This window comes from Syntrophorhabdaceae bacterium (assembly GCA_028713955.1).
Taxonomy (GTDB): Bacteria; Desulfobacterota; Syntrophorhabdia; order Syntrophorhabdales; family Syntrophorhabdaceae; genus UBA5609.
This window is the reverse complement of record JAQTNJ010000235.1, coordinates 1-4,889: the sequence shown is the minus strand read 5'-3', so window position 1 is coordinate 4,889 and position 4,889 is coordinate 1. Positions and strand designations below refer to the sequence as shown.

Sequence of the window (4,889 nt, the reverse complement as noted above, 5' to 3'; positions counted from 1 at the left end):
GCAGCTTTTCTTTTATATTGACGAGATCGATCTCCCATTTTCCTATTAACCCCTCGACGTCCTCCCGGGCGGCAAAGACCTTTTTCTTTATAGCTTTGGCGGCCAATGTTTTAAATCCGGTGAGAGATTTTTCTACCTCTTTGAGTATCAGCTCCGCTTCCTTTTTGATTTTTGTCTTGCCGGGCTCCACCATCGTTATTGCCTGTTGAGCAAACTGAACGGTTTCTTCGGCTGCCTTTTTTGCCTCCTTGTATTGCTTGTTGACAACGAGGTCTTTTGCGTTCTTCAGCGATTCCTCTGCCTTTTTGTAGATATCGGCTGCATAGAGATGCGCCTCTTTTAGTTTCGCCTCCTCAAGAGCCTTCTCTGCCTCCGCTATCTCCTGTGTGGGGGGTTTAGCGCAACCGGTAATCAATAGAACAAACAGGACAAGGGTCATTATTGAAAGTTTACACAATACGGTTTTTGTATTCATGCCAATCCTCCTTGGTCAGGGTATGATTATAAATATCGCGTGGAGTGTTCCCGTGTTGATGTCGCTATGCATTGTCTTCCTCCACAGCTTCTTTGATCTTATCGAGAATATCGGGTATTGCCGCGGTAACCCTATCCCAGCTTGCGATTAGCGGGACACCGAGAGGATCTTTCATGATAACCTCTGCGGCCTTTTTAATGCCGTGCGTGAAGGTATCTACGGCCAGGCTTTCCTGGTGCCTGTCAAAATAAAGACCGTTAATGGATGCGTCGTCCTCGTATCTCTTCAGCATATCCTGGGCTGTACGGACATATGTCGCGACGAGGGTCTTGAAAAAGCCGTCAGAAAAGACTACCCCTTCAGATGCCAGGGTTCTGAAGACCGACTTGGAGATGTCTATGCACATCTTATGCAGACCCTTCGTGGCATCCTCAGGTGAAAGCGTCTGGTGTTTATGTTCATAGTTGTCGGCGATATCTACCTGGCATACCCTGTTTATAGAGGTATTCCGGTATACCTCGGCGAGTGTCCCGACCTCGAGACCCCAGTCCCCGGGGATCCTGTTTACCCTGGCGAGATTAACGTCCATCGAGAATTCTCCGGCAAGGATATACCTGAAACTATCGAAAAACACCAGAAGCGGATGATAGCCTATGATCTTCTCGAGCGCCCTTATGAGAGGCGTAACAAGAAGCCTGGTCGCTCTCCCGTGCATCTTGTCCGTTACCCTCGTGTAGAACCCTTTACAGAAATCGTAATCAAGACTGGGGTTGGTCACAGGGTAGCAGAGCCTTGCAAGTAGATCCCTGCTATATGTGACAATATCACAATCGTGGAGCGCGATAGCGTTAAACTCGCGCCTTGAGAGGATGTATCCATAAGCCATCCATACGGATCTTCCCTTTCCCTCAGAACCGGTTGGGAGGTCTTCCGTTTCGATTGCCTTATATATTCTTTTCATCTTTTTACCGCTATTCCATATAACCTTTGTCTTTTGCGGCAGGACAGAAAAGAAATCTTTTGCATTCTGAAACTCACTTTCGGATGTAGGACCCAGGGTAACCACAACTTCCCTAATATACTGAACATACTTCAGCTCCTCTACGATCTTTTTCAGCGCCTCCCCGCTGAGTTCGCTGTAAAGGGACGGCAGGACAAGGGCAATCGGTCTTTCCTGCGCGTATCTGTTAAGTTTTGATTCGATGGCCTCGACCTTTTCTTTACCCAACCGATGTAATGTTGAGACTGCGCCTGTTTGATAGAAATCAGACATAGTACACCTCCTGGAATTAAACAATTTATATAGAGATTATTTTAACAAATCTGGGAAACGCTTTTTATTTCGCCGAAACCTTTTATGATATATTATAATATCAGTTACATGAAAATGCAAATGCATGCATTTTTCATGCTGTCTTTAAAAAACAGCAGAGGATTCGATGCGACATATTATTATATTTACCGACCTCGACGGTACGCTCTTGGACTCGGCGTACTCATTTCACGACGCCCTGCCTGCCCTTGAGTTCATCAGGGAGCACGCAGTTCCGCTTGTTATCTGTTCGAGCAAGACAAGGGCGGAGATTGAGCATTACAGGAAAAAATTAGACAACAGGCATCCTTTTATATCAGAAAACGGCGGAGGGATCTTTATCCCGAAGGGGTATTTTGATCCGGGATTGATAGCTTTTGCAGGCAGCGTTTCCGAAGACGAAGATTATCACATCATCGGGCTCGGCGCCCGGTACAGCGATCTGCGCAGGGCCTTGCGGCAATTGAAAAATAAAGGATTTTACATCAGGGGATTCGGGGATATGAGCGTAGAAGAACTTGCGGATGTCACCGGTCTGTCCCCGGATGAAGCCAAAATGGCGCAAAGAAGGGACTTCGATGAGCCCTTCCTGTTCGATGGTGACGAGAGCGCATCAAGGGAGCTTTTTTCCGGGATCAAACGGATGGGGTTCAATTTCACGCAGGGAAGTTTTTATCACATACTGGGAGATAGCGATAAGGGAAGGGCGGTTTCCATTCTGATCGGTCTCTATCGAAAGATTTACAGCGCCGTGGGGAGCATAGCGATCGGGGATAGTCCCAATGATTTCCCGATGCTCGAAGCGGCAGACGTTGCGGTGCTTGTCCAGCGGACCGACGGCAAACACGCCGCAGGGCACAATATCCCGAACATCATTCTCCAGGAGGGGATCGGGCCGGTGGGATGGGGAAGGGCGGTTTTGAAGATCCTCACAGCCGGAACGTAATACACATACTATCTTTTCTTAATCTTATCTACTATCTTTGCCACAAGCCCTATGATACTTTTTGGTCTTAGCCTTATTGAAATATCCTCACTGTCGTCAAGCTCCCTGAATCTCTGGATCTTGATTGAGGGTGATTTTGAAACAGCAAGTACCTGGCTTGGGTATACGCTTCTGTGACCGGTCATCAGGAAACTTATAACACATGAAACAGCGGCATAGGGCGCAACTGATCCCCCGAAGAGTTCTATTGCCATTATGCTTGCAGAGATCGGCGTGTTTGCGGCACCTGCGAGGAGGCTTACCATGCCTATCGCAGAGAATATTGTGGACTCCAATCCGAAAATATTTGCAAAAAAATTACCTGAGGTGGCGCCGATGAAAAAGATTGGCGTGACTATGCCTCCACTCCCGCCGAAACTGAGAGTTATTGACGTAAAAAGCATTTTTAAAAGAAAGGCGCCCCGGGCGACAGAACCTCCTTCCAGTACCGACTTGATGGTGTCCAACCCCAGCCCGAGATATTTTGTCGAGAATATCAACGATAACAGTACAAGAGGAGCCCCTCCTATTAGAGCCTTAAACGGTGGCCATAACCGTATTTTTTTGCTTAGATGCTCGAAAAACCTCAATATTTCGATGAACAGGAATGAGCAAAAACCGAAGAACAGGCCGCTCAGGCACACCTTGATAAAAAAGAAACTGCTGAACACCGGTATAAAACGCAAGGGTTCATGGAAATACGTGATTCCTAAATACGTTGTAACCTGATACCCCACAATACCCGCAATAAATGACGGCAACAGCACATCATAGAGGACGCCGCCTACAAACAATACTTCAAGCCCGAACATTGCGCCTGCTATCGGTGTGCCAAAAACAGCAGCAAACCCTGAGCTTATACCGCATATAACCAATTTTCGCCGGTCTTTATTGTCGAATTTTAGGAAGCTTGCAACGATTGACGAAAGCCCCGCCCCGATCTGCGCACATGGACCTTCCTTGCCCGCTGATCCTCCCATGGCAAGGGTTATAATTGTTGCGACAATCTTGACCGGGACTACGGCGGGGTTTATTTTGCCGAAACGTTTGTGAATTGCTTCTATTACCTTTTCCGTCCCGTGACCTTCTGCCTCCGGTGCGAGGTATTTCACCAATAACGTGCTCAGGAATAACGCGAACGGCAGCAGGAGAAAATAATATTTGTATGTTGTCGTGACCGATATGCTGAGGTCAAGGAGTTTTAGAAAAAACGCTGTCGAACATCCGACAACAACGCCGACGAGCGCTGCAAGCAGTGACCATTTCAATATGCTGACGAACAGCACAGACCCTTCTAAAAATCTTTTGCTCATTTTTCTACAGCCAACTTTTATATTTCCTCTGTTTTATATATGTCATATCCCACGATAGAGTAAGGCATTTAAGGTTCATCAAGTGTTCATTATAAATTATTTTTTGCATAAAAAGAAGGGGACACTCGCAGGCGTCCCCTTCATGTACCTTACAAGGTATTATTGTTAGTGTGCCTTCAGATAGTCGATACAGAACTTCAGGGCTTCGTCGCCGGGAAGACCCTTCGCCTTCATGTTCTTCACATAGTCGTCAAGGATCGGCTTTACTGCTGCTACCCACCTGGCATCTTCTTTTTTCGAGAGAGCGATAATCTTGTTTCCTCTCTTCTTGGTGAACTCGTAGCCTTCTTTGTCTATTGCATCCCAGGTCTGACCCTGTTTTGCTATCCATTCCTTGCTCACATCCTCCATGACCTTCTGGACATCAGCCGGCAGGGCATTCCATTTTGCCTTGTTCATGACGACAAACATGCTTGCTGTGTAGGCAGCACCGAAGTCCTGGGTCGTAGAGGAGACAACCTCACCCCATTTCCAGCCCTGAAGGGCTTCCATAGGGGCCATTGCGCCCTCTGCAACACCGGTACGGAGCGCGTCATAGGTCTCCGGCATGGTGGTGCCGACAGGTGCTCCACCTAAGGCCTGCACGATTTTTGCGGCAAGACCGGTTGCCCTGATCTTCATACCTTTTACGTCTTCAAGTTTGTATACCGGTTTCTTGGTATGCAGGATCCCCGGACCATGCGCATGGAGGAAGAGGACCTTTACTTCGTCGAGTTCTTTTGGTTTGAATTTGTCATAGAATGC

At 47.5% G+C, this 4,889-nt stretch carries 5 protein-coding genes; 1 reads left to right on the top strand and 4 read right to left on the bottom strand.

Annotation, left to right across the window (positions count from 1 at the left end; all coding sequences use genetic code 11):
• Both PHU49_14655 and PHU49_14650 read right to left on the bottom strand, forming a co-directional pair.
• The coding region (locus PHU49_14655) for a hypothetical protein (protein ID MDD5245246.1) at positions 1 to 475 on the bottom strand (475 nt) is incomplete at its 3' end.
• A gap of 64 nt (positions 476 to 539) precedes the next feature.
• The gene (locus tag PHU49_14650; GenBank protein MDD5245245.1) at positions 540 to 1,748 is read right to left on the bottom strand and encodes a hypothetical protein; all 1,209 of its coding nucleotides are present in this window, start codon (positions 1,746 to 1,748) and stop codon (positions 540 to 542) included.
• 166 nt (positions 1,749 to 1,914) lie between these two features.
• Here PHU49_14650 and PHU49_14645 point away from each other — a divergent pair, with 166 nt between their 5' ends.
• A complete protein-coding gene (locus PHU49_14645) occupies positions 1,915 to 2,733 on the top strand; it encodes an HAD-IIB family hydrolase (GenBank protein MDD5245244.1) in 819 nt (272 codons plus the stop codon).
• A gap of 8 nt (positions 2,734 to 2,741) precedes the next feature.
• Here the strand turns inward: PHU49_14645 and PHU49_14640 are convergent, their stop codons facing one another.
• Together PHU49_14640 and dctP are read right to left on the bottom strand one after the other, a co-directional pair.
• Positions 2,742 to 4,058, bottom strand: a complete 1,317-nt coding sequence (locus tag PHU49_14640) for a chloride channel protein (GenBank protein ID MDD5245243.1) — start codon at positions 4,056 to 4,058, stop codon at positions 2,742 to 2,744.
• A gap of 192 nt (positions 4,059 to 4,250) precedes the next feature.
• Positions 4,251 to 4,889 (bottom strand): TRAP transporter substrate-binding protein DctP (gene dctP, locus PHU49_14635; protein MDD5245242.1); only part of this gene is annotated, 639 nt, incomplete at its 5' end.